The following is a 22,698-nucleotide window of genomic DNA, read 5'->3' as shown; positions in this document are numbered from 1 at the left end:
TCAGATCGACAGCGCGGCCCTTTTTTATGCTCGTCGTATAAATGATGACGCGCTTAGAATGGTGAATCTGGGAAGTAGAAAGATTCCGCGTTTTCTTGGGTGATCAATGTCGCGCCAAGAATGTAGCGACCCGCCACCGGACCGTTCGATTTAAACGCAGCCACAGTCACATCCATCGCCGTTGCGATCATTGACGGCGGGTACAGCACGTCAACTGGGACCAGCTCGTTGCCATCCATGATGCCGCGAATGGTTTCTTTCATGCCAGCGCCGCCAACAACGAACATGCCGTCGCCTGCACGGTCAGCCTGCTCAAGCGCCGCAACAACACCGATAGCGATGTCATCATCCTGCGCCCAAACTGCGTCGATATCTGGGAAGCGACTGAGGAAGTCTTGCATGACTTCGAAACCATCATCGCGGTTCCAATTCGCGTGCTTGTGGTCCAGAACATTGATGCCGGATCCTTCGATCTCAGCCATGAACGCATCAAAACGCTCATTGTCGATGATCGTAGGGATGCCGCGCAGAATGACGATGTTATCGCCGGTTTCCAAACGGGTCATCATGTATTGCGCTGAAATGCGACCCAATTCCGGGTTGTTGCCCGCAACATAGATGTCTTCGATGCCCGGCTGGCTAAGCCCACGGTCAACCACAGTGATCAGCGCGCCGCTATCTTTGACGTTCAGAACCGGATCGGTCAGCGGCTCTGATTCAAATGGCAGTACAACAAGCGCGTCGATGCCGTGAATAGACACCAGATCTTCAAGCGCGCTGGCTTGGGCCGCAGGATCAGGCGAGTTGATGAGGATCAGATCGACATCAGGATAAAGCGCTTCAAGCCGGGCTTCGGCCTGTTCGGCGTGCCAGTTCATGCCGGCAGCCCAAGCATGTGTCGGCGTTGGGTATGAAACGCCGATCTTGATAGTGTCTTGGGCCGTCGCAGCCCCTGCAAATGCGAGCGCGCTAATAAGGCCCGCAGCGATTATCTTTCCGAATTGCATTTTATCCCTCCCATGAGATTTTGCTGGTGAATGCCCTGTGTTATGGGGCGAGTTGGCACGCGCAATGTCTCCTCCGCTGCGCGTGGTCGTTGGTTAGTCTTTCGATTTGCCCCAATCTGCACGTTGTAACCAAACGGCGATAATGATGATCAGACCTTGCATCGTGCCGTTTAGATAGTTTGAGATCAGGTCGGTAAAGTTGAGGATGTTGCCAATTGTCGTTAAAATCAGCGCGCCCAAGATTGTGCCGCCAATCCGGCCATAGCCGCCCTTAAGAACCGTGCCGCCGATAATCACCGCTGCGATTGCTTCTAGCTCCCACAATACCCCGGTTGACGATGACGCCGACCCAAGGCGCGGCACATAGATGACGGTAGCAAGTGCGACGCAAAGCCCTTGGATCACATAGGTCCAAGTTTTGATCTTGTTGACGTTGATCGCGGAATACTGGGCGACATGTTCATTGGACCCAATCGCAGTGCAATAGCGGCCAAATGTGGTGCGGTTCATCAAAAACCAGCCCGAAATCGCGACGATGATGAACACCCAAACCGGGATCGGTACGCCGATCAGGCTGTCGTAATAGACCGGGCGGTAAGTGCCGCGAATGTCGAAATTCAGCGATAGCGTGCCGCCGTCCGCGAAATAGGTCACCAATGACCGGAAAATCCCCATTGTGCCAAGCGTCACGATAAAGGCTTCGATCTTGCCCTTGGTGGTCAGTAACCCGTTTGCCAGTCCTGCGAGCGCCCCTAAAAGCACGGCGCAGCCCGCCCCAACGGCAACGGTCAATACGCCCGTTCCCAAAATATCAACTAAAGCATTCATCAAAATAATCATGATGCCCGCGATCGCGGCGGCCATCGAACCAACCGATAGGTCGATCCCCCCGGCGGTAATCACAAATGTCGCGCCAACCGCAATAATCCCGATAAAGGCAGAGCGGGTCAGCAGGTTGGTGATATTACCTTCGCTTAGAAACGCGGTGTTAAGCGAAAACCCGATGATGCAAAGGATCACCAGCGCAATCGCCGGGCCGTACATTTTTAGGTCGATCTTTGGTTTGCGAATAGTGGCATCCGTTTGGGCTAATTCAGGCATGAATGGTCTCCTCGTTCAGCCCTGCGGCGTAGCGTACAATTTGTGTTTCGTTGATATCGCGGCCCGAAACAGTGCCTGCGATCTGGCCTTCGCGCATGATGATGACACGGTGGCTGATGCCGATGATTTCGGGCATATCGGACGAGATCACGACAATAGACACGCCTTCGGCTGCAAGCGCGGCAATGAAATGATAGATTTGCTGTTTCGTGCCCACGTCGATCCCGCGGGTCGGTTCATCAATGATGACGATCTTTGGGTCGGCTTCCATCACCTTGGCCAAAAGAAGTTTTTGCTGGTTGCCGCCAGACATATCTTTGGCGCGCACATTGGGGTCACGGGCACGGATGTCAAAACGGCGGACGGCGCGGGTCAGGGCAAAGGCTTCTTTTTTGCGATCCAACATCAAGCGATTGGCGAATTGGGGTAGGGCAAGCAACGTCAGATTTGTCTGCATCCCTTCGTTAAGCAGCAGCCCCCTACCTTTGCGGTCCTTCGTCAGATAGACGATTCCCGCATCACGCGCCTGTGCTACCGATGCAAACCGTATTTCATTACCAAAGGTGGTGATCGTCCCGGCCTGCATTGGGGTCAGCCCACAGACGGCTTCGAACACCTCGGTGCGGCCAGACCCTACAAGCCCAGAAAACCCCAAGATTTCACCGCGTCGCAGTTCAAACGAGATATCTGTTATGTTTTTGGTATGTAGCCCATTGACCGTTAGCGCGATATCCGCATCGACATTTGGTTCATTCACCGGCGGATAGAGGTCCGATAATTCCCGGCCCACCATCATGCGCGCCATGTCATCAAGATTCAGATCGCTCGTGGCACTAGTCCCGATCCATTGGCCGTCGCGCAACACGGTGACGCGGTCAGAAATCTCTTTTACCTCGTGCAGCTTATGGCTGACGAACATGATCGCTACGCCTTGGTCACGCAGTCGGTTCACCTGCTTAAACAGGATATTCGTTTCGGCTTCGGTCAGCACAGCAGTCGGCTCATCCATTATCAACACGCGGGCGTTGCGGCTCATGGCTTTAGCTATTTCGACCATTTGTTTTTGCGCGATGGATAGCTCCGAAATGCGTGTGTCAGGTGAAATATTCAGACCGACATCGGCCAGAAGCTGAACAACACGGGCGGTCATCGCTGGTCGATCAAGAATGCCATGTTTTGCGATTTCGCGACCCAAAAAGATGTTCTCTGTCACGGTCATCTGTTCCGAGAGGTTCAGCTCTTGGTGGATAAGGACGATTCCGAGCGCCTCTGCTCCGCCATTTGGGGGCAGGGTGACAGGTTTGCCGTCATAAATGATGCGCCCTGATGTGGGGTTATGAAAACCCGACATGATTTTCATCAGTGTTGATTTTCCCGCGCCATTTTCGCCGATCAGCGCATGCACTTCGCCCGCTCGTAGCGAGAAGCTGACACTAAATAATACAGGCACTGTTCCAAAGGACTTGCTCAGCGAATCCGCGCAAAGCAACCCATCCGATGCCATCGGACTTTCGACCACCATAGACCCTCCCTGGTCATGTGTTGCCTCCCGCAACGAATCCCATGTAAACCTTTACACGATCTCATGTAAAGGTTTTCATTCGCGGAAATATTGGCTATCTTGTCAGAGCTTTCGGGGTTCTAGGCCCTTGGCTGAACCCTGTGCTGCGCAAATGGTAAAGAAATTACGTGCAACCCCCACCGAAGAAACCAGCAACGATTGAAGATGTCGCGCGGCTTGCCGAAGTGTCGATTGCAACGGTGTCGCGCGCGATTTCTAAGCCTGAAAAAGTCGCCGATAGTACCCGCAAAAAGGTGACCGCTGCGATCGCGCGTACAGGCTATACAGCAAATGCGATGGCGCAGAACCTGCGTCGACAGCGGTCGCATATGGTTTTGGTCTTAGCGGAATCGATCTCAGATCCAAACTTTCCGGGTATCTTAACAGGGCTTGAAAAAGTCGCGAACACGCGCGGCTATGGCGTGCTGATCGGGAATACTGAAGGCGATGTTGCCGTCGAAGAAAAATATCTGCGCTTTCTATCAGCAGGGACCGCTGATGGGCTGATCTTGTTGACGGGGCATCTGCCCGTCGCCGGATGGCCTGACAATTCGAAAACTCTGATCCCCACAACGGTGGCTGCAGCAACCCCGGTTGATCACCCCAATATCAGTTATGTCTGTACTGATGATCAATCGGCTTCGCGGATAGCGACCGAATATCTAATGTCGCTTGGGCATCGGCGGATTGTCTATGTCGCCGGGCCAAAGGGATCAGTCCTGACGGAACGGCGGCTGAAAGGATATTGCGAAGCCCTAAGCCAATCGTCAGAGCCGATGTCAATTTGGAAAGTAGACGGCGACGGCACCAGTTTGGGTGGTCGGGCTGCAGTGGAACGCCTGTTTATTCGCGACACGCTGCCGACGGCATTTTTTTGTTTTAACGATAACACTGCCATCGGTGTGATCGGCGCGCTCCAAGATCGTGGCTATGATGTGCCACACGATATGTCTGTTGTGGGATTTGATGATATCCCGTTCGCGAACAATATCACGCCATCCTTAACGACGATTCGCCAACCCCGCAGCCAAATCGGCGAATACGCGATGACGGCGTTGCTTGACCGACTTGGCGATCCGGCAACCGCTGTGGCGACAAGCGAACTGCACGGTGATTTGATCGTGCGCAATTCCTGCGCTGCGGTCAAAACATAGTTCGTTCAACAGCCATTTGTGGCGTATTTTGTTTTAGATCAAACGGAATTTCGTGGTTTCGACGTATCAGTGGGATAATCGGCATGATTCAAGTGCCTAAGATCGCGTTTCCATAAAGGTATCATGATGAAACAGATTAAAATCACCCTTTGGGTAATTCTCGTGGGCCTCAGCGCCCTGTGGCTTTTTGCAAACCTACCTTTCCCCGAAGAGCTGAACTTTATCGCCCTGCGCAATCTTTTGGTGCAGTATTCTGGCGTTCTAAGTATCGGCGCGATGAGTGTCGCAATGATCCTCGCAACGCGAATGCATTGGGTCGAGCCTTGGTTAAACGGGCTTGATAAATCTTACCGTCTACACAAGTGGCTTGGGATCGCGGCGCTGACCACGTCGGTTGTCCATTGGGTTGCCGCCAAAGGGCCAAAGTGGATGGTTTCATGGGGAATTATGGGGACCCCGGAACGAGGGCAGCGACCTGAAGGCATCCCGGATTTAGGCGCAATCCAAACATTCTTTAACAGCCAACGTGGCACCGCTGAGACGTTGGGAGAGTGGGCTTTTTATGGGGCGGGAATTCTGATCATCCTCGCATTGATTAAACGATTCCCTTACAAGATTTTTGTTTCAACGCATATGCTGATCGCGATCGCATATCTCGTGCTGGTTTTCCACGCCGCGGTGTTGATGGATTTCGATTTTTGGACGCAGCCCGTTGGGGGCGTGGTCGCCCTATTGATGATCGGCGGGGTGGTTTCTGGGGTGCTGTCGTTGACCCGCCAGATTGGCCGCAATCGTCTTGTTCCGGGTACGATTTCTAGGATTCGTACCTTCACTGAAATGCGTGTCACCGAGATCGAGATCCATATGGACGAGGGCTGGAAGGGGCACGAGGCCGGTCAGTTTTCCTTCGTCACGTTTGACCGGCGCGAAGGCAAGCATCCTTTCACCATGGCTTCGGCTTGGGACCCGGCGACGCGCAATATCATGTTTATCTCGAAGGGGCTGGGAGATTACACCAACTTTCTTCCTGAGAAATTGACGGTAGGTGGCGAAGCAAAAGTCGAAGGGCCATACGGCCGCTTTACTTTCCATTGTACAAAAGAGCGCCAGATTTGGATTGCAGGCGGTATCGGCATTACGCCATTCATCGCGCGGATGAAGCAAATGGCGATGACGCCCGGCACCAAGACTATCGACTTAATCCATAGCATCAACGAAATTGCACCCGAGGCGTTGGAACTCTTAAAAGCAGACGCAGCAGCGGCCGGTGTCACCCTACATCTGGTCGTTGATAGCAAAGACGGACCTTTGACCGGCGCGCGCCTGCGCGAAATGGTGCCAAATTGGCAATCTTCAAGCGTCTGGTTCTGCGGCCCAGCCGGATTTGGGCAGGCATTACGCAAAGACCTTGTCGCAGAGGGGCTTGCCTCGGGTGCGTTCCATCAAGAGTTGTTCAACATGCGGTAATGGTTGGGCCTTGTTATAGGCATTCGAAGGGAAGACCGCCACGCATTGGCCGTCTTCCCAGGGCGATCACGATGAGCTGATTTGTTACCGAACTGCCGCAATTGGGTGGCTTCCGGCAGCTTTACCACCAACGGTTGTATTTACCGAACGGTCAAGATTTCATTTGAAACTGTCGCAAAAGTTTCACAAGCTAAGCATATGCACTTTCTCTGCTTTGCTGGCCACCTTGGCCGCAATCACCCACAAACAAACGGAATTCTGATATGAAATTTGGATTAGCACCAGCGACGGTTCTTGTAGCCGCTTTGTCGACAACCAGCCTATCGGCTGAAACTTTGCGTCTTTTGACATGGGGTGGTTATGCACCGGAAGACGTAATTGCGCTGTTTGAGGCAGAAACAGGCCACACTGTTGAAGTGACGACATCAAACAACGAAGAAATGATCGCGAAACTACGCGCGACAAACGGCGGCGGTTTTGATCTTGCCCAGCCTAGCCAAGATCGGATCGCAAGCGCCCAAGAAGAATTCGGTATCTACAAACCCTTGGACATGTCCATGGTAGACGCCGCGCAATTCATTCCATCCATGCTGGAAGCGACTGCTGCAAACACCACATATGAAGGCGAAGTTTACGGTTTGCCACATGTTTGGGGTACAAGCGGTTTGGTTGTGAATACGGCCGAAGCTGGCCAAGTCACGGACTACACAGACCTATGTGACGCATCCGTTGCCGGTAGCGTATCTTACCGCCTGAAGCGCCCAACGCTGATCGGCTTCGCCTATTCAATGGGGCTCGACCCTTTTGCGGCTTATTCAGATGCGGACGCTTATCAAGGCATTCTGGACGAAGTTGAGGCCGCGCTGATCGAATGTAAGCCCAACGTAAAAACCTATTGGGATGGCGGCGACGAGATCAAGAACCTGTTGCGTTCAGGCGAAGTTGTTGCCGCAATGGCGTGGGATACAGGCGGCTGGCAGCTGAATGCTGACAATGCGGACATCACATTTGTTGCGCCAGAAGCCGGTGCGCTGGGCTGGATCGATACATTCGTTCTGCCTGCCCGTGGTCGTGCAGATGAGGCGGCATATGATTGGATCAACTTTGTGATGCGTCCAGAAATCGCATCAATGATCACAAACACTGCCGGCAACTTTACCGCAGCTGTCGATGGTGATGCCGAAGTGAGCGCGGAACTCAAAGCGCGTTACCAAGGCAGCTTTGATCAAGCTGCAATCGACAACATCAAATGGTACCCACCCGTGCCTGCTGGCCTAGAAGCCCTTGAGGGCGCAACATTGGACCGTATCAACGCGTCCAACTAAGCCAGCTAAAACGATGAATGCGAGGGGCGCGTTTTGCGCCCTTCGTCGCTATTATAGGACGACCAAAACCGATGACGACACCTGCTGACCTTGTGTGCAAAGACTTAACCAAAGACTTTGATGATTTTCGCGCCGTCGATCAGGTGAGCTTTGAAGTCCCGCAAGGGTCGTTCTTTTCTATCCTTGGACCGTCCGGCTGTGGGAAAACCACGCTTTTGCGGATGATCGCGGGTTTTCAATTCCCGACCAGTGGCGATTTGCTGATCAAAGGTAAATCGATGATTGACGTCGGCCCTAGCAAGCGACCTGTGTCGATGGTTTTTCAGCACCTCGCGCTCTTTCCGATGATGAATATTGGCAAGAACGTCGGCTTTGGCTTGCGCCAGCGCGGTGTTCCGGCTTCTGAGATTAAGACGCGTGTAGGTCGGGTCTTGGAACGTGTTGGCCTGCCGGGGATCGAGGACCGCCAAGTTGATCAACTGTCGGGCGGTCAAAAACAACGCGTTGCCATCGCCCGCTGCATGGTGCTGGAACCTGATGTCTTGTTGCTTGATGAACCGCTGGGCGCGCTGGATCTGAAACTGCGCGAGCATATGAAAATCGAACTCAAATCTTTGCAAGCCGAATTCAACACGACTTTTGTTTATATCACCCACGACCAATCCGAAGCCTTGGTCATGAGCGACAATATCGCTGTGATGAACAAAGGCCGGTTTGACCAAATTGGCACGGCTAAAGAACTGTACTACGAACCGGCGAACGCTTTTGTCGCCGGGTTCGTTGGTGATGCGAATAAATTTTCGGGCAAGGTTATGGGGATTGACGGTCAGCGCGTTACAGTAACGACAAATGGCGGCGCTGAACTCAGCGCGCAAGCTATGCACGGCACCCCAAGCATCGGTGCAGACGCCCAAATATTTGTGCGCCCAGAGGCGATTGCGCTTTCGAAGACGGCGCCAACAGATAACCCGAACACAATCCCGCGCATCGTGGATAGCGTTCTGTTCAACGGGGCCAATAGCATGGTCCTGCTGCGTGAACCGCAATCTGGCGAGACATTGCAAGTTACCCTGCCACAGACCGGCGATCTGCTGGGATTGGGCAAGGGTGACACTGTTTTCGCCGATTGGGATCCGGCCCAAGCCCGCTGTTTCGCGACCGAGGGCACATAGATGACCGATAAATCCAAACTTGGGTTTTACCTGCTGCTGATGCCACTGATGCTATGGTTAATCACCCTGATCGTGCTGCCGCATATTGGGTTGTTCATGGTGTCGATTAGCGAAAAAATCGGTGTGCGCGAATATGAAACCGGCCTTGGCAACTATGCGGTCTTCTTTAACGAACCGCTTTATTGGCGGACTTTTGCGCGCACGGCGTTCATGTCGATTTTCACAACAATCCTGACGCTCGTGCTTGGGTTTCCGGTCGCCTATTACATCGCTAAGCTGACGCGCGGGCGCACAAAGACCACGCTGTTTTTGATGTGCCTGATCCCGTTTTGGGTGTCGGAATTGGTCCGTACATTCGGCTGGATGATCTTGCTGCGTGAAACTGGGGTGCTGTCGAATTTCTTGCAATACACTGGCGTGATCGGTGGCCCGGTCGAGTTTTTGTATAACGACGGGGCGATCATGGTTGGGCTGGTCTATACGTCGATCCTGTTCATGATTGTGCCGCTTGTCACCACGCTTGATAGTCTCGACGATAGTCTGATCGAAGCCGGTTATGATCTGGGGGGAACGGGCTATTCCATCATGCGCGAAATCGTGATCCCGCATGCGATGCCGGGTATCGTGTCGGGCTGCATCGTGGTGTTCATGCTGTCACTCGGCAACTATCTGACTCCAATTTTGCTGGGTGGCAAAGATAGCCTGTGGTTCACCGGTTTGATTTATACGCAGTTTATCACCCGCTTTAACTGGGAACTTGGATCGGCGTTTGGCTTTCTGCTCTTGGCGCTATCGTCCACCATCGTTTTCCTTGGCCTGAAACTGTCGCGGCAATCGCTGACTGAAACGATGGGGCGCTAGATGATCCCGACAATCCCCCAAACGAATGTGCTCAAATGGTCATATCGGGCCTATGTGACGCTGTTCTTTATCTACCTTGCGCTGCCGCTGACGGTCGTTTGCGTCTTTGCGTTTAACGACAGCGTCTTTCCATCGCTTCCATGGGAAGGGTTCACAATGGCCTGGTTCTTCGGAACCGAAGCGCCGTTTATCGGCGTGTTCAATGAACGCTCTATCATGCGCGCGATTGGCACATCGGCCTTTGTGGCCATGTGGGTCGCGGGGCTTGCGGTGTTCGTCGGCACCTGCAACGCTTTCCTATTTGTGCGGCATGACTTTCGGGGCAAGGGTTTTCTGTATATCCTGATGCTGCTGCCCCTGATCATTCCGGGTGTGATTTTGGGGATTTCGATCCTTGTGTTTGCAAGCTCGGTCGCCAACACACTCGAAGACGCGACGAATATGTGGTTCGACGGGCTCCGCCCCGGGCTATTGTTGGTGATCTTGGGGCAGTTTTCCTTCATCACGACATTTGCAACGCTGGTCATTTCAGCGCGCCTACAAAAGTTTGATCCCAGTCTTGAAGAGGCGGCGCTGAACCTTGGGGCGTCCAAATGGGGTGCCGTGCGGCAGGTCACGTTGCCATTTTTGTTCCCCGCAATCATGGGCGCAGGCGTTGTGGCCGTGTTGATGAGCTTTGAGAACTTCAACACGACATTGATGCTAGTCGGGTCAGATTCACCACTAACGATCACGATGTTTGACAAGCTTAAGCACGGGTCAACACCCGTTCTGAACGCAGTGTCACTGTTGCTGATGATCATCTCTGCAGCGCTCGGGCTGCTTGCATTGCTGTTTCAACGCAGCAAAGAATGATCTAGCTGTGCTTTTGATAAACGCGTTGATGATGAGAGCGCAAATGCCCGGAAACGCGTCGATCATGGAATGCTTGTAAGATGATCAATCGCGACTACGTCCCAGCCATCGGCCTTGGGGTTTCTCAAATCATGGGCTACGGCTGTTTGATGTATGCCTATGCGGTTCTGTTGCCGCATATGGCGACGGATCTTGGCCTGTCGCTATCCGAAGTCTTTGGCATCTTGTCGTTGGGCCTGTTTTTTGGCGGGCTGGTGTCGCCCATTGCAGGCACATTGGTTGACCGATTTGGCGGGCGCTGGGTGATGACCCTAGGCTCGCTGATTGCTGGAATATCGTTGTGTTTGCTGTCATTTGTCGAAGGGCGAATTGGGCTGTTCTTGGCGATCCTTTTGGCCGAGGGCGCAGGTATGTTCGTGCTGTACAACGTGGCATTTGCCTCTGTGGCGCGGCTTGCGGTGGGTATCCCGGCGCAGCGATCAATCTCTGTGATCACGCTGTTTGGCGGTGTGGCCTCAACGATTTTTTGGCCGCTCACGCTCGCGCTTTTCAATCGGTTCGGATGGGAGGCGACGTGGATAATCTTGGGCGTTGCCTATCTAATTGTGACGGTGCCTGTGCATCTTTATGTGCTTGGCGGCGCAGAAAATGACCATACTGTCCGCAGTACAGCAGACAGCCACGATTGGCCCGAACTCCAAGGCGAGGCGCGAAAACGCGGGATGCTTTGGATGGTTATCTCATTCGTCTTTTCTGGCTACATCATGGGGGCCATGATGACGCTGTGGGTCACGAATGTCCAAGATATTGGCCACACGGCGGCCATGGCTGCGCTTGCGGGCGCGGTCATCGGTCCGTTTAAGACAGTGGGTCGCTTTTTCGAAATGCTGGTCAGCCGCAACATGTATCCGCTTTTCACCTATATTTTGGCGCTTGGCCTGATGCTGGCCGGTTTCGCGATCTTGTTATCGCTGGGTTTCACGCTCGTCGGGGTGGTCCTTGCTGCCGCGCTTTATGGGATGGGCGATGGGATCAAAACGATTGCACGCGGTACCTTGCCGCTCGCGCTGTTTGGGTCAAAAGGCTATGGTGCGCGACTGGGCTGGATTTCATTCGTGCAGATGGGGATCAATGCATCAGCCCCGTTTATGTTCGCATGGATGACCCAAACTTTTGGTGGGTGGTGGAGCTTTCTGGCAATGGCCATATGTCTTTGCGCGGCCATTGCAACCTATGTGCTGATCCCAGACCCCAGACGCCTTAGCTAAAGAATGATGCCAGCATCCGAAACGCGGTGATCATTAAAAAGAGGGCAAAGGCGCGCTTGATCCAGACGGTACCGACGGCATGCGCCAATTTGGCCCCCAAGGGCGCGAAGCCAACAGTGAAGGGCAGGATGATCGCAGCCGCCGCATAGTTAATATAACCAAGCGAAAACGGCGGGCGGTCAGGCACACCCCAGCCCGATATGATAAATCCGATTCCGGCGGGCACGGCAATCAAGAACCCAAAGGCCGAAGCCGTGCCAACGGCGCGCCGTATGTCGACTGAAAACGCGCTAAGAAGCGGGACGGACAATGTGCCACCACCAATCCCCATCAGCGCCGAGAAAACGCCGGTCACCAAGGATATGATCCCATTCGGCACCCAGCCCTTTGGTAGTGCGGGCGAAATGATCAATGTGCGCGGCAGCAGCATGTTGATAGAGACCAAAACAGCGATCCCCCCGAAAATGAGCCGCAGCCCGTCGGCGTCAATAAATTGCGAGAGCAATCCACCTGCCAAAGCCCCGATAACCAACCCCGGCCCCCATTGCCACAAGAGGTCGCGATCAACGGCGCCACGCGTGTTGTGGGCCCGCGCAGAGGAAACAGAAGTGAAGATGATCGTCGCAAGCGATGTCGCCACCGCCATATGCATCGAGAGGGCAGGTGGGAAATCTGTAAATGACAGAATCCAAAAGAGTACAGGGACCAAGACGATCCCACCGCCGACGCCTAGCAAGCCTGCCAAGATACCAGCCGTGATAGAGGCAAGGATGACGCCGCCCAAGATGAGCGCGATCTGTAGTGTTGTTATGTCAGTCATTTTGATCCTAGAGGGCTAAAGGTTCCGCATCACGGCCTATGGCGCGATGCGGAATGGTCAGGTGATCGCCAGTGGCTAAAGTGCGGCGAACCCATATTCGTCTGCAAGCAAGTCAAGATCGCGCCGCAATGCAGGTTTTAGGGTGACCCCTGTGCTACGTACTTCGGCAGCAGCGGCGGTTTTCCCGTCGCCCGGCAGACGCACGGGGTCGTGCCCCGGTAAAGGTTCTGACGCGCGCATTTCGGCAAAAATACGGGCCGCTTCGTGCCCAAAATCATCCCCCAAGCCGAAGGCCGCCGGATTCAGCGCCATGACAAACTGTCCGGTATTGGTTTTTGACGTTGTATCAGAGGTGAAATCAATGACATCTGACCCAAAGGCCGCACCGTTCAACACACCCGCCAACATCCCAATCGCGACTGAAAGCCCAAACCCCTTAGGTCCGCCAATCGGTAACAGAAACCCTTCGGACTTGCGGGTCGGATCGGTGAGCGGCTGGCCGTCTTTGCCGACCATCCAACCTTCTGGCATCGGTTCACCTTGCTGGATCAGTGTCTTAATTTTGCCCATCGCCGCGACGGTTGTTGCCATGTCAAAGATAAATGGGTCCGGCCCTTCGGCTGGTGCGGAAAAGGCAATCGGATTGGTACCAATCAAAAGATCTGATCCCCCAAAGGGTGGCACATGATTTGCGCTGCCAACGGCGGCGGCCATGCCGAGCAAACCGTTTTCTGCCTGGGGGCGGACATAAAGTGCAAGCGGCCCCGCGTGGTTGCCCCCGCGCACGCCGACCCAGCCGATCCCAACGTCGTTCGCTTTCTTGATGGCAAGGTCGCGGGCTGCAGACATCGCAAGATGCCCAAGCCCGTTGTCGCCATCGATTAACCCGGTGGCGACGGTTTCTTGTACAACGCAGACGGTAGGGGTGGGATTGCACCCACCCCCGTTCAACCGCGCCAGATATTGCCGCAACCGAAACACGCCATGTGTGCGGTAGCCGTAGATATCGGCCTCGACCATAAGTTCCGCAACACTTGCTGCATCTTCCGAGGGGACGCCCTGTGCTTCCAAAGCATTGGCCACGAAACCACACAACGCATCGACAGCAACCAGTTTAGTCATGGGCACCGACCCTTTCTTCATGCCAGAAGACGATCTTGCGTTGTGCAAACATCACTAGCAAATAGACCACAAGCCCAACAAGGCTGAGGTATAGGATCAGCGAGAACACCCGAGGCGTGTTCAACTGTGATGCCGCAACGCGGATCAATTCGCCAAAGCCTTTACCACCGCCAAGGAATTCGCCGGTAATTGCACCCGCCATAACGCCAACAGCGCCAATTTTTAGACCGGTAAAGATTTGCGGCAGACCTGTCGGCAGCTTCATCTTAAACAGCGTTTGCAAACGTGTCGCGCCCATGGTTTTGAAAAGCATCCGTGCGTTTTCATCCGCCGCGTGCAGCCCAGCCGCTGTGCCAACCACAATTGGGAAGGTCGCGATAAAGGCGGCCAAGGCAACTTTGGATTCAATCCCAAAGCCAAGCCATGCAACAAACAACGGCGCAAAGGCCACCTTTGGCATCGTGTCGATCGCCACGAGATAAGGCATCACGGCCTTCTCGCCGAACGCCGTTTCCCCAACCAGAATGCCCAAGGAGAACCCGATGAATATCGCAAGCGCGAAACCAAGGATCACCTCTTGGATCGTGATCCAGAGCGAGACCAGCATATAGCCGCCGCTTAGCAGGTTTTTACCAACAAAGATCATGTCGAGGAGCGTTTCCCACGGTGTTGGCAAAATGATCGGTGAAACCATCTCGAAGTAGGTCACCATTTGCCACGTGCCGACGAATACGAAAAACACGAAACTCATCGCGATCCAACGCGGAACGGAATCGATAAACGATACTTCTTGAACCCAGACCGTATCTTCGGCGTCTTGGGTTGGCGCAGGGGCGCCGCTCTGAACATCGCTCACATGCCTTCTCCTTTATCCAGTAGCCCACGAATATAATCGACGATCTCTCCGAATTTCGGTGTCGTCATCATGTCGAGCGTCCGCGGGCGGGGTAGATCAACTTTTACAATTTCAGCGACCCGACCGGGGCGCGGTTTCATCACGACGATTTCATCTGATAAAATCACCGCTTCCTGAATCGAATGGGTCACCAGAAATGCGGTCGCATCTTGTTCGCGGCAAATCCGTTGAAGTTCCATATTCATCATGTCGCGCGACAATTCGTCGAGCGCGCTGAAAGGTTCGTCCAGCAAAAGAACGGCGGGTTCTGTGATCAGCATCCGGCAAATTGATGCCCGCTGTGCCATGCCGCCCGAAAGCTCGTTGGGATAAACGTTTTCAAAACCTTTTAGCCCAACGATTTCCAACAACTCATGCGCTTTGTCGAGCGCCTTGGTTGCGGCTGCTTTCCCATCGCGGATTTCAATCGGAAGAACGATATTTTCTACTGCCGTTTTCCAAGGGAAAAGCGTTGCTTGCTGAAACATCATCCCGATGTCGCGACGCGTGCCTTTGACCGGCTCTCCTTGCAGTGTGACGCGACCGCTTGAGGGCGGAATCAGACCTGCCATGATTTTAAGCAGTGTAGATTTTCCGCATCCGCTTGAGCCGATGACCGAGGTAAAGCTGCCCTTGGTTAAGGTGAGGTCGACGCTTTCAAGCGCAACCACTAGGTTTCTTGCGTAGGTCTTACTGACGTTTGAAAGCTGATAGACCGGCTCACCCAAGGGTGAGCCGGAATTTTCGACGGCGACTGTGTTCATCCGTCGATCGCCGCGTTGCCGATTGCTGCGAACTCATTGGTCCAAATGGTGCTTAGATCGTCAAGTGGGCCTGGGATTTCACCACCTGCGAGAAGCGCATCTTGCCATTCTTCCCAAACTTCTGCTGGGTACCAACCGTAACCATTGCTGGTATCTGTCGGAATGGTTTTAGACCGTACAGCATCGAACAGCGCTGACTGGAACTCTTTGTCTTCGCCTTCTTGTGGGTTGCCATCAGCCAAGTGCTTGAGCACTGCTTCGCGGTTAGCATCGTCAAGCGCGAATGCGTGACCACGGGCGAATGCGCGGCTCCAGCCTTCGACCAGTTCACGGTCGTTGGCGATTGTATCCGCCATCGTCGCAATGCCATTGCCGAAGAAACGGCCGAACTCGACTGGTGTGATATCGCGTACGGCCATGCCGCGCGCATTCAGTACCGCCGTATCAGCAGTAGATGATGAATAGGCATCAATCGCGCCATTCAAGAACGCTGCCGTTGCAGGGCCACCATCGCCAACGGTGAGAAATTCAAAATCCTCGCCTTCGACCATGCCAACGCTGGTCATGACATTACGGGCAAAGCCCACTTCGGCACCATCTGCGGTACCTGTGCCGATAACCTTGCCACGCAATTCTTCAACGTTCTGGATATCGGATCCTTCTTGGACTGCGATGCCAAAGTTACTGCGCGCTGCGACATTGTAAATGTGCACTGCCTCAACTCCGCGCGAACGCGCAGCGATTAGCGGGCCGGGGCCGGGGCGGCCAAAGTGCGCTTGGCCAGCGGAAAGCGCCTGAAGCACCGCGCCTGACCCATTGATCGCTTCGACGGTCACGTTCAGACCTTCTTCGGCAAAGTAGCCTTCGCCAATCGCAACGAAGACCGGAAACGAGTTAATCGCAGACGGGCTTGGCTGAACGAAAGTGATATCGCGTAGCGACTGCGCAAACGCAGGGCTTCCCAAAGCACCTGCGACGGGTACAGCGGATAGTAGCGAAGCTGTGAATGTTCTTCTGTTGATCATTTTGGTTTCTCCTCCCATTTTCGGGCAAATAGTTTGCCCACTCCGCAGTTCCCTGCGAAATTTCTATACTTCCCTCATTGTGTTCGTGAGCGTTCCAATTCGGGAAACATGACAGACCACCGTATCCCCATCCTTTAGGAAATTGGGGGGATCCATGGCATAGCCGACGCCAGATGGCGTCCCAGTTGCGATGATATCGCCCGGCTCAAGCGTCATACCCTCTGAAAGCGAAGCGATGAGCGTGGGGATATCGAAAATCATATCTGCGGTATTACCATTCTGGCGCGTTTCACCGTTCACCGTCAAGCTAAGCGGCAAGTTATGCGGGTCAGCGATTTCATCGGCTGTCAGAATGGACGGGCCAAACGGGCAAGATCCATCGAACGCCTTCCCTTTGAAGTTCTGACCGCCATGGCGACGCTGCACATCGCGGACTGAAATGTCATTCATGATGCTATAGCCAAAAACATGGTCATAGGCGTCGTTCTTGGCGATGTTGCGCCCGGGCTTACCGATGATGACGGCCAGTTCGACCTCGTAGTCAACCTGCGTTGAAACGGTCGGAAAGATCGGCACTACACCATCGGGCGGGGTGATCGTTGTTGGCGGCTTCGTAAAGAACACCGGGTATTCGGTCACGCCGACATCTTGCTTTTGGGCACGGTCCCCTTCGGCGATATGTTCGGCATAGTTGCGTCCCACGCACAGCACATTTTTGCGTATGACTGGGATGGGGGCAAGCAAGGGCGCATCTTCTGGTGCCAATGCATCTTCAAACCCGCCAGCTTCGGCCTGGGCGACCAGTTGGCCTAACGTCTCTATGCCCTCGGGGCCTGATTCGATGACCGACAACATGGTTGTCCCGTCCAATGAACCGCTGCTACCATTGATCAGCTTTTGCGTTGCCTTTGCGATGTCCAGCCTTTGGCCGTTCTTCAAGATTGCAACACAAACGGCCATGTTATTTACAGATATTGTTGCCAGTCGCACCGCTGTTCTCCCATTTCATTTGTATGCGCGGCACCAGCAGAGGTTGACCATTGGGTGATCCGCGACGTCATATTTGAGTAGAACTGTTCGCCGCGCTGGGTTAATAAGCAAGCAACCAATCACACAATTGGTCGGAAGTATGACAAATATCGATAATTTAGTCGCGCAATTGCGTGACCTGATAGACAACGCGGGTTATCGCCATAATGACCGGTTTCCGCCGGAGCGCGAGCTGTGCGAAAAGTTTGGAACAACGCGCAACCAACTGCGTCGCGCACTGTCCGAACTTGAGGCGCAAGGCCGGATTTGGCGACATGTTGGACGCGGCACATTTGTCGGAACGCGGCCCGTGCTCAACCTTCAGGATGTGACCTATCTGCGCGATCAGATTAAGCCCGAACAGGTGATGTCGGTGCGTCTCGCGATTGAGCCAGAGCTGTGCCGTCTGGCTGCGCGGACTGCAACAAAATCCGACCACGAGAAAATGAGATTATGCCACGATAAATGCTGTACTTCTGAGGATTGGCGCAATTACGAGGCATGGGACAACAACCTGCACCACGCGATTGCGCGGGCCACGCGGAACCATCTTTTTCTCTATTTTTTTGAAACGCTGAACTCACTGCGTCGATCGGTTGTATGGGCGCAGCCGCGTACCAGTGACCGTCCGCCAGCCGATTACGTTAGCTTTTATGAACACGCTGCGATTGTAGAAGGTATCATAAACGGTGACGGTGATCGGGCCGCCTCTGTAATGACTAACCATTTGAATACAGTGCATGCGCGCCTGATTAATGGCCCCGGAAAAGCAGGGACCTAGGCGCTATTTTGACGCCGCGAAGGTTGTTGTTTTCGGTTGTCTGGAGGTTGGGTGAATGCGCGAAAAGTCAACCAATTGTGCAAATGGTTGGCCCGATATCGGGCCGGACCCCTTGCCAATATCGCTGAAGGCCCGAATAATTTTAGCAATCGGTCGTCAACCAATTGAGAGCAGATAAATGTCCAATCATGTTATTCCAACACCGCAAACGCACACAATTCCAACCAGCACAGGCGATGCCTTTCCAGTCCGTCGTGTCTATTGCATCGGCCGCAACTTTGCAGCCCATGCCGTTGAAATGGGTCACGACCCGGACCGTGAGCCGCCGTTTTTCTTTCAAAAGAACCCCAATAACCTCGATGCTTCGGGCGATTTTCCTTACCCGCCGCATACCTCTGATGTGCATCACGAGGTGGAATTGCTGGTCTGTTTGAAATCAGGTGGCACCAACATCGCGTTGGAAGACGCGCTGGATCACGTCTGGGGATATGGCGTTTCGCTTGATATGACCCGCCGCGACCTGCAAGGCGAAATGAAAAAAATGGGCCGCCCTTGGGAAATCGGCAAAGCGTTTGAACGCTCTGGCCCGGTTGGTCCCGTCCTCCCGGTTTCAGAAGTAGGGCATCCCGATCAGGGCCGCATCGCGGTCAGCGTCAACGGTGAGTTGCGTCAAGAGGGCGATCTGAACCAGATGATCTGGAAAGTGCCGGAAATGATTTCTTACCTGTCGGAGTATTTTGAACTTCAGGCAGGTGATGTCATCATGGCAGGCACCCCATCTGGCGTGAACTCCGTCGTTAAAGGCGATGTGATGGAGGCCGAGATTGAAGGCGTCGGTACGCTGACTGTAAACGTCACCTAACCAAATATGGCGGCTGATGGTGTCTTACCGTTAGCCGTCGCTTTGCGCATCGATCCCCTGCATGAAGGCCGCGAATTTGTTTTCGATATGGGCCTTCATGGTCAACCCAAGTTGTGCGGCATCGCGCGCGCGCAGATGGGTCATCATGGTTTCATGCTCTGAAATGGCGGCGGCCCAACGGTCATTCGACAGGTTGACCATGAACCGTGCGCGCTGAATGCGCGCCGCCAAGAGCTTGTGATGATCTTCTAAGATTTTGTTTTGCGCACCTTGTATCAAAGCCTGATGAATATTTTGATTGGCTTGGAAATAGGCGGGGCGATCGTTAGCACTATAGGCGGCCAACATCGCGCGGTGACGGTCTTCGATCTGGGCAATATCCACATCAGACAGTTGAACACAGGCCAATTCCCCCGCCAATTGTTCGAGCCGCGCGATGACCGGGAACGTATCCGCTAATTCTTGGCGGGTTACGTGGGTGACGCGTGCACCACGGTTGGCCTGCAAAATCACGAACCCTTCGGAGGCAAGCACCTTGAGCGCTTCGCGCAACGGGGTCCGCGAGACCCCAAAGGCTTCGCACAGGTCCTTTTCAGGCACCTTTTCACCCGGCTTCAATTTATCTTCAATCACAAGGTTGCGGATGCGATCCACAAGTTCTTGGTGAAGCGTCGGGCGGTTGATCGTTTCTGCTAAACTCATGCCTGTAACTTAGCCCCTTAGTGCTTGGTCTAGCAAGCGGGCGACATGTAGCGCGCGCCGCGGCGTGGTTTCCGCGATTTGGTGACGACAAGAGGTCCCATCAGCCACAACAATCGCATCGGACGGTGCCGCGTTCAGCGCTGGCACCAGATCAAGATTGGCGATCTTGAGCGAGACGTCGACTGTATCTGGCGCATAGCCAAAGGCACCCGCCATCCCGCAGCAGCCGCTTTCAATCATGTTGATTTGCGCGTCAGGAATGCGCCCCAGCAGTTCTAGCACGGGTGACATCGCATCTTGAGCCTTTTGATGGCAATGACCGTGCACATAGATCGGCTGCCCCAGCGGTTTCAACGGAAGGTCCCCGCAGGTCACCAGATATTCTTCTAAGCTATAGGTTGACTTTGCGAGTGCTTCAGCCTCAGCCCCCGGACAAAGCGCCAAAAATTCGTCGCGCAGGGTAAAGATCGACGAAGGTTCTAGCCCGATCACAGGCACGCCTGCCCGGACTGCGTCTTTGGTGGCGGCAATCACGCGCTGTGCTTGCGTGCGGGCGGCATCCACATCGCCGATCGCCAGCATCGTGCGCCCGCAATCCAGTGCTTTGCCTGTGCCGTCGTTGGCGGTCGCGACCCGCAATCCCGCAGCCCGCAAAACACGTAGCGCCGCGCGCAGGTTTTCGGGTTCAAAATATCGATTAAAGACATCAGCAAACAGTAAGACATCGGGGTTTGTGTCTTGGGCTTCTTGATCGCGGAACGGGGTGCGCGACCAAATCGGCAAATCCCGGCGATGCGACACGCCTGTGATCTTTTCGGTCAACTTGCGCAGCGGGCCGATTTTATTGCGGCTGTTCATCAGCCAAGCGGCTTTGGCGGCAAAGGGGGCGTAGCGCGGCAAATACCCCACGAGCTTATCGGCAAGCGACGGTCCCCCTGTCTTGAATCGCGCGGCTAATACTTCGGTCTTCATGCGGGCCATGTCGACGCCTGTGGGGCATTCGCGGCTACATGCTTTGCACGAAAGACAAAGCTTCATCGTCTCTGCCACGGCGTCAGATCCGATCCCGCCGGGGATTTGTCCGCTTATCGCAAAGCGCAATGTGTTGGCGCGCCCGCGCGTGACGTCACGTTCATTGCGGGTGGCGCGGAACGATGGGCACATCACGCCTGCCTTGAGTTTGCGACAGGCCCCGTTGTTGTTGCACATTTCAATCGCGCCCTGAAGCCCGCCCGCAGCCCCGGGCCATGCCGACCAGTCAAGCGCGGTCTCAAAATCGGGCACCGCGTAATCCGGCCCATAGCGAAACAGCTGGCGATCATCCATTTTCGGCGCGTGCACGATTTTCCCGGGGTTCATCAGCCCGCTTGGATCAAACCGTGTTTTCACCTCTTCAAAGGCCGAAACAATCTGCGCGCCGAACATCTTTTCATGGAACTCAGATCGCACGATCCCATCCCCATGTTCGCCGGAATGCGAGCCTTTGTAGTGTTTGACTAGATCAAACGCTTCTTCAGCGATGGCGCGCATTGTTTTGACGTCTTGGTCTTGCCGAATATTGAGCACGGGCCGCACATGCAGACAGCCGACCGAAGCATGTGCATACCACGTACCCTTGGTGCCGTGACGTGCAAAAATATCGGTCAGCCCTTGGGTGTAATCCGCCAAATCGGGCAGGGCGACGGCGCAATCTTCGACAAAGGAAATCGGTTTGCCGGCCTCTTTCATTGACATCATGATATTCAGCCCGGCCTTGCGGTATTCGGCGATTGCGGCTTGCAAGCCTGTATCGATCACCGGAACCAGGCCGCCCCATGCGGGACCTTGCGCGTCAAAGGAAAACCCCAAATCTCCCATCAGAGCGGCAAGATCGAGCAGCTTGGCAGCGTTGGCTTCTGCGCTGCCTTCCGCGAATTCGACCAACAGCACCGCCGCAGGTGCGCCCTGAACAAAGCCTTCAATCGTATCACGAAACAGCGGCAAGTCGCGCCCGAGTGCGATCATTGTGTCATCAATCAATTCGACCGCCTGCGGGTGCAACGTGACCAAATGCTGCGCCGCATCCATCGCGCCATGGAATGTAGAAAAGTGGCAAACGCCGATGACTTTTTCACCCGGTAGCGTTGCGAGGTGCAGGTCGAGTTCGGTAAAATAGGCAAGCGTGCCTTCGGACCCGACCAAAAGATGGGCCATGTTCACATCATCGCCCGTGAGCGCGTCGATGTTATAGCCGCCAACACGGCGTTGGACATTTGGAAAGCGGGCGGCGATTTCGGGCGCTTCGCGCTGCCCGAGCTTGCGCATATCGGTCACAAGATCGGCATAGGGGCCTGTGCCGGGCGTTGTGTCGAACCGGGCTTTGGACCCGTCGGGCAAGATCGCTGAAATCGCCCGAACATTGTCGCGCATGATCCCATAGCGCAGTGATTTTCCGCCTGACGAATTATTCGCGGCCATGCCACCCAACGTGCAGCGCGACGCGGTTGACGGATCAACCGGAAACCACAACCCATGCGGTTTGAGCGCCCGGTTTAAGTCATCCAAAACCAACCCCGGTTCAACCCGCGCGGTCATCGCCTTTGGGTCAATATCAAGGATGCGGTTAAGATGGCGCGAATTATCAAGCACGATGCCCGTATTCACCGTCTGGCCGCATTGGGATGTCCCGCCACCACGCGCCAGAATCGGTAAACCTTCATCGCGCGCGACGGCCATTGTGGCTTCTATATCCTGCACGGATTGCGGCACGACCACGGCTTGGGGCACCATCTGGTAGATTGATGCATCGGTCGCATAGCGCGCGCGTGTGGCAGGATCGGCGCTTACGTCTCCGGCAACGGCAGCGCCTAAGCGGCTGGCAAGACGGCTATTTTTACGCATAGGCACTGCCCTTTCATATTGGAGGTCCGCGCATTTGGTGCAGAGAG

At 54.6% G+C, this 22,698-nt stretch carries 20 protein-coding genes; 9 read left to right on the top strand and 11 right to left on the bottom strand.

Annotated elements, in window-relative coordinates:
* Nucleotides 1-53 precede the first annotated feature (53 nt).
* The 3 genes from Yoon_RS10445 to Yoon_RS10435 form a co-directional block, all read right to left on the bottom strand.
* The gene (locus tag Yoon_RS10445; protein WP_238112148.1) at nt 54-1,007 is read right to left on the bottom strand and encodes a substrate-binding domain-containing protein; all 954 of its coding nucleotides are present in this window, start codon (nt 1,005-1,007) and stop codon (nt 54-56) included.
* 93 nt (nt 1,008-1,100) lie between these two features.
* Nucleotides 1,101-2,108, bottom strand: a complete 1,008-nt coding sequence (locus tag Yoon_RS10440) for an ABC transporter permease (RefSeq protein WP_238112147.1) — start codon at nt 2,106-2,108, stop codon at nt 1,101-1,103.
* The gene (locus tag Yoon_RS10435; protein ID WP_238112146.1) at nt 2,101-3,630 is read right to left on the bottom strand and encodes a sugar ABC transporter ATP-binding protein; all 1,530 of its coding nucleotides are present in this window, start codon (nt 3,628-3,630) and stop codon (nt 2,101-2,103) included. Before Yoon_RS10435 ends, Yoon_RS10440 begins: the two co-directional genes overlap by 8 nt.
* A 167-nt stretch (nt 3,631-3,797) precedes the next feature.
* Here Yoon_RS10435 and Yoon_RS10430 point away from each other — a divergent pair, with 167 nt between their 5' ends.
* From Yoon_RS10430 to Yoon_RS10400, 7 genes are all read left to right on the top strand, one after another.
* Nucleotides 3,798-4,823 (top strand): LacI family DNA-binding transcriptional regulator, encoded by a 1,026-nt coding sequence (locus Yoon_RS10430; protein ID WP_238112145.1) that lies wholly within the window; start codon nt 3,798-3,800, stop codon nt 4,821-4,823.
* A gap of 123 nt (nt 4,824-4,946) precedes the next feature.
* The gene (locus Yoon_RS10425) at nt 4,947-6,290 is read left to right on the top strand and encodes a ferric reductase-like transmembrane domain-containing protein (protein ID WP_238112144.1); all 1,344 of its coding nucleotides are present in this window, start codon (nt 4,947-4,949) and stop codon (nt 6,288-6,290) included.
* A 263-nt stretch (nt 6,291-6,553) separates the two neighbouring features.
* On the top strand, nt 6,554-7,615 hold the full coding sequence (locus Yoon_RS10420; protein WP_113775247.1) for an extracellular solute-binding protein: 1,062 nt from the start codon (nt 6,554-6,556) through the stop codon (nt 7,613-7,615).
* 71 nt (nt 7,616-7,686) lie between these two features.
* Entirely contained in the window at nt 7,687-8,787 is a 1,101-nt protein-coding gene (locus Yoon_RS10415; RefSeq protein WP_238112143.1) for an ABC transporter ATP-binding protein, read from the top strand.
* Complete coding sequence (locus Yoon_RS10410) at nt 8,788-9,648, top strand: ABC transporter permease (RefSeq protein WP_238112142.1); 861 nt, start codon at nt 8,788-8,790, stop codon at nt 9,646-9,648.
* A complete protein-coding gene (locus tag Yoon_RS10405; protein WP_238112141.1) occupies nt 9,649-10,503 on the top strand; it encodes an ABC transporter permease in 855 nt (284 codons plus the stop codon). It abuts the gene before it with no gap.
* Between the two features lie 80 nt (nt 10,504-10,583).
* A complete protein-coding gene (locus Yoon_RS10400) occupies nt 10,584-11,771 on the top strand; it encodes an MFS transporter (protein ID WP_238112140.1) in 1,188 nt (395 codons plus the stop codon).
* Here the strand turns inward: Yoon_RS10400 and Yoon_RS10395 are convergent.
* The 6 genes from Yoon_RS10395 to Yoon_RS10370 all read right to left on the bottom strand — a co-directional run bounded on the left by Yoon_RS10395 (nt 11,764) and on the right by Yoon_RS10370 (nt 17,387).
* Nucleotides 11,764-12,591: a sulfite exporter TauE/SafE family protein gene (locus tag Yoon_RS10395; RefSeq protein ID WP_238112138.1), complete on the bottom strand. Its 828-nt coding sequence runs from the start codon at nt 12,589-12,591 to the stop codon at nt 11,764-11,766. The two genes, Yoon_RS10400 and Yoon_RS10395, sit on opposite strands and share 8 nt — an antisense overlap.
* A gap of 75 nt (nt 12,592-12,666) precedes the next feature.
* Nucleotides 12,667-13,713 (bottom strand): Ldh family oxidoreductase, encoded by a 1,047-nt coding sequence (locus Yoon_RS10390; protein WP_238112137.1) that lies wholly within the window; start codon nt 13,711-13,713, stop codon nt 12,667-12,669.
* The gene (locus Yoon_RS10385) at nt 13,706-14,569 is read right to left on the bottom strand and encodes an ABC transporter permease (protein WP_238112136.1); all 864 of its coding nucleotides are present in this window, start codon (nt 14,567-14,569) and stop codon (nt 13,706-13,708) included. The genes Yoon_RS10390 and Yoon_RS10385 overlap by 8 nt, the downstream gene beginning before the upstream one ends.
* Entirely contained in the window at nt 14,566-15,372 is an 807-nt protein-coding gene (locus Yoon_RS10380) for an ABC transporter ATP-binding protein (protein WP_238112135.1), read from the bottom strand. The genes Yoon_RS10385 and Yoon_RS10380 overlap by 4 nt, the downstream gene beginning before the upstream one ends.
* Entirely contained in the window at nt 15,369-16,397 is a 1,029-nt protein-coding gene (locus Yoon_RS10375; RefSeq protein ID WP_238112134.1) for an ABC transporter substrate-binding protein, read from the bottom strand. Before Yoon_RS10375 ends, Yoon_RS10380 begins: the two co-directional genes overlap by 4 nt.
* Before the next feature lie 63 nt (nt 16,398-16,460).
* Nucleotides 16,461-17,387, bottom strand: a complete 927-nt coding sequence (locus Yoon_RS10370) for a fumarylacetoacetate hydrolase family protein (protein ID WP_238112133.1) — start codon at nt 17,385-17,387, stop codon at nt 16,461-16,463.
* A gap of 139 nt (nt 17,388-17,526) precedes the next feature.
* Here Yoon_RS10370 and Yoon_RS10365 point away from each other — a divergent pair, with 139 nt between their 5' ends.
* The gene (locus tag Yoon_RS10365; RefSeq protein ID WP_238112132.1) at nt 17,527-18,207 is read left to right on the top strand and encodes a FadR/GntR family transcriptional regulator; all 681 of its coding nucleotides are present in this window, start codon (nt 17,527-17,529) and stop codon (nt 18,205-18,207) included.
* Nucleotides 18,208-18,385: 178 nt separating this feature from the next.
* The gene (locus Yoon_RS10360) at nt 18,386-19,069 is read left to right on the top strand and encodes a fumarylacetoacetate hydrolase family protein (protein ID WP_238112131.1); all 684 of its coding nucleotides are present in this window, start codon (nt 18,386-18,388) and stop codon (nt 19,067-19,069) included.
* Between the two features lie 30 nt (nt 19,070-19,099).
* Here the strand turns inward: Yoon_RS10360 and Yoon_RS10355 are convergent, their stop codons facing one another.
* Entirely contained in the window at nt 19,100-19,771 is a 672-nt protein-coding gene (locus tag Yoon_RS10355) for a GntR family transcriptional regulator (RefSeq protein ID WP_238112130.1), read from the bottom strand.
* A 9-nt stretch (nt 19,772-19,780) separates the two neighbouring features.
* Nucleotides 19,781-22,651: an FAD-binding and (Fe-S)-binding domain-containing protein gene (locus tag Yoon_RS10350; protein ID WP_238112129.1), complete on the bottom strand. Its 2,871-nt coding sequence runs from the start codon at nt 22,649-22,651 to the stop codon at nt 19,781-19,783.
* Nucleotides 22,652-22,698: the final 47 nt, after the last annotated feature.

Origin of the sequence: Yoonia sp. I 8.24, from assembly GCF_022096995.1 — a bacterium.
GTDB lineage: Bacteria > Pseudomonadota > Alphaproteobacteria > Rhodobacterales > Rhodobacteraceae > Yoonia.
The sequence above is the reverse complement of the archived record's forward strand: the minus strand, read 5'-3'. Positions and strand labels throughout refer to the sequence as shown.

Coding starts and splice junctions, on each gene's coding strand:
- Yoon_RS10445 (WP_238112148.1), bottom strand. CDS start 1,007: ATGCAATTCGGAAAGATAATCGCTGCGGGCCTTATTAGCGCGCTCGCA.
- Yoon_RS10440 (WP_238112147.1), bottom strand. CDS start 2,108: ATGCCTGAATTAGCCCAAACGGATGCCACTATTCGCAAACCAAAGATC.
- Yoon_RS10435 (WP_238112146.1), bottom strand. CDS start 3,630: ATGGTGGTCGAAAGTCCGATGGCATCGGATGGGTTGCTTTGCGCGGAT.
- Yoon_RS10425 (WP_238112144.1), top strand. CDS start 4,947: ATGATGAAACAGATTAAAATCACCCTTTGGGTAATTCTCGTGGGCCTC.
- Yoon_RS10420 (WP_113775247.1), top strand. CDS start 6,554: ATGAAATTTGGATTAGCACCAGCGACGGTTCTTGTAGCCGCTTTGTCG.
- Yoon_RS10415 (WP_238112143.1), top strand. CDS start 7,687: ATGACGACACCTGCTGACCTTGTGTGCAAAGACTTAACCAAAGACTTT.
- Yoon_RS10410 (WP_238112142.1), top strand. CDS start 8,788: ATGACCGATAAATCCAAACTTGGGTTTTACCTGCTGCTGATGCCACTG.
- Yoon_RS10405 (WP_238112141.1), top strand. CDS start 9,649: ATGATCCCGACAATCCCCCAAACGAATGTGCTCAAATGGTCATATCGG.
- Yoon_RS10400 (WP_238112140.1), top strand. CDS start 10,584: ATGATCAATCGCGACTACGTCCCAGCCATCGGCCTTGGGGTTTCTCAA.
- Yoon_RS10395 (WP_238112138.1), bottom strand. CDS start 12,591: ATGACTGACATAACAACACTACAGATCGCGCTCATCTTGGGCGGCGTC.
- Yoon_RS10390 (WP_238112137.1), bottom strand. CDS start 13,713: ATGACTAAACTGGTTGCTGTCGATGCGTTGTGTGGTTTCGTGGCCAAT.
- Yoon_RS10380 (WP_238112135.1), bottom strand. CDS start 15,372: ATGAACACAGTCGCCGTCGAAAATTCCGGCTCACCCTTGGGTGAGCCG.
- Yoon_RS10375 (WP_238112134.1), bottom strand. CDS start 16,397: ATGATCAACAGAAGAACATTCACAGCTTCGCTACTATCCGCTGTACCC.
- Yoon_RS10365 (WP_238112132.1), top strand. CDS start 17,527: ATGACAAATATCGATAATTTAGTCGCGCAATTGCGTGACCTGATAGAC.
- Yoon_RS10360 (WP_238112131.1), top strand. CDS start 18,386: ATGTCCAATCATGTTATTCCAACACCGCAAACGCACACAATTCCAACC.
- Yoon_RS10355 (WP_238112130.1), bottom strand. CDS start 19,771: ATGAGTTTAGCAGAAACGATCAACCGCCCGACGCTTCACCAAGAACTT.
- Yoon_RS10350 (WP_238112129.1), bottom strand. CDS start 22,651: ATGCGTAAAAATAGCCGTCTTGCCAGCCGCTTAGGCGCTGCCGTTGCC.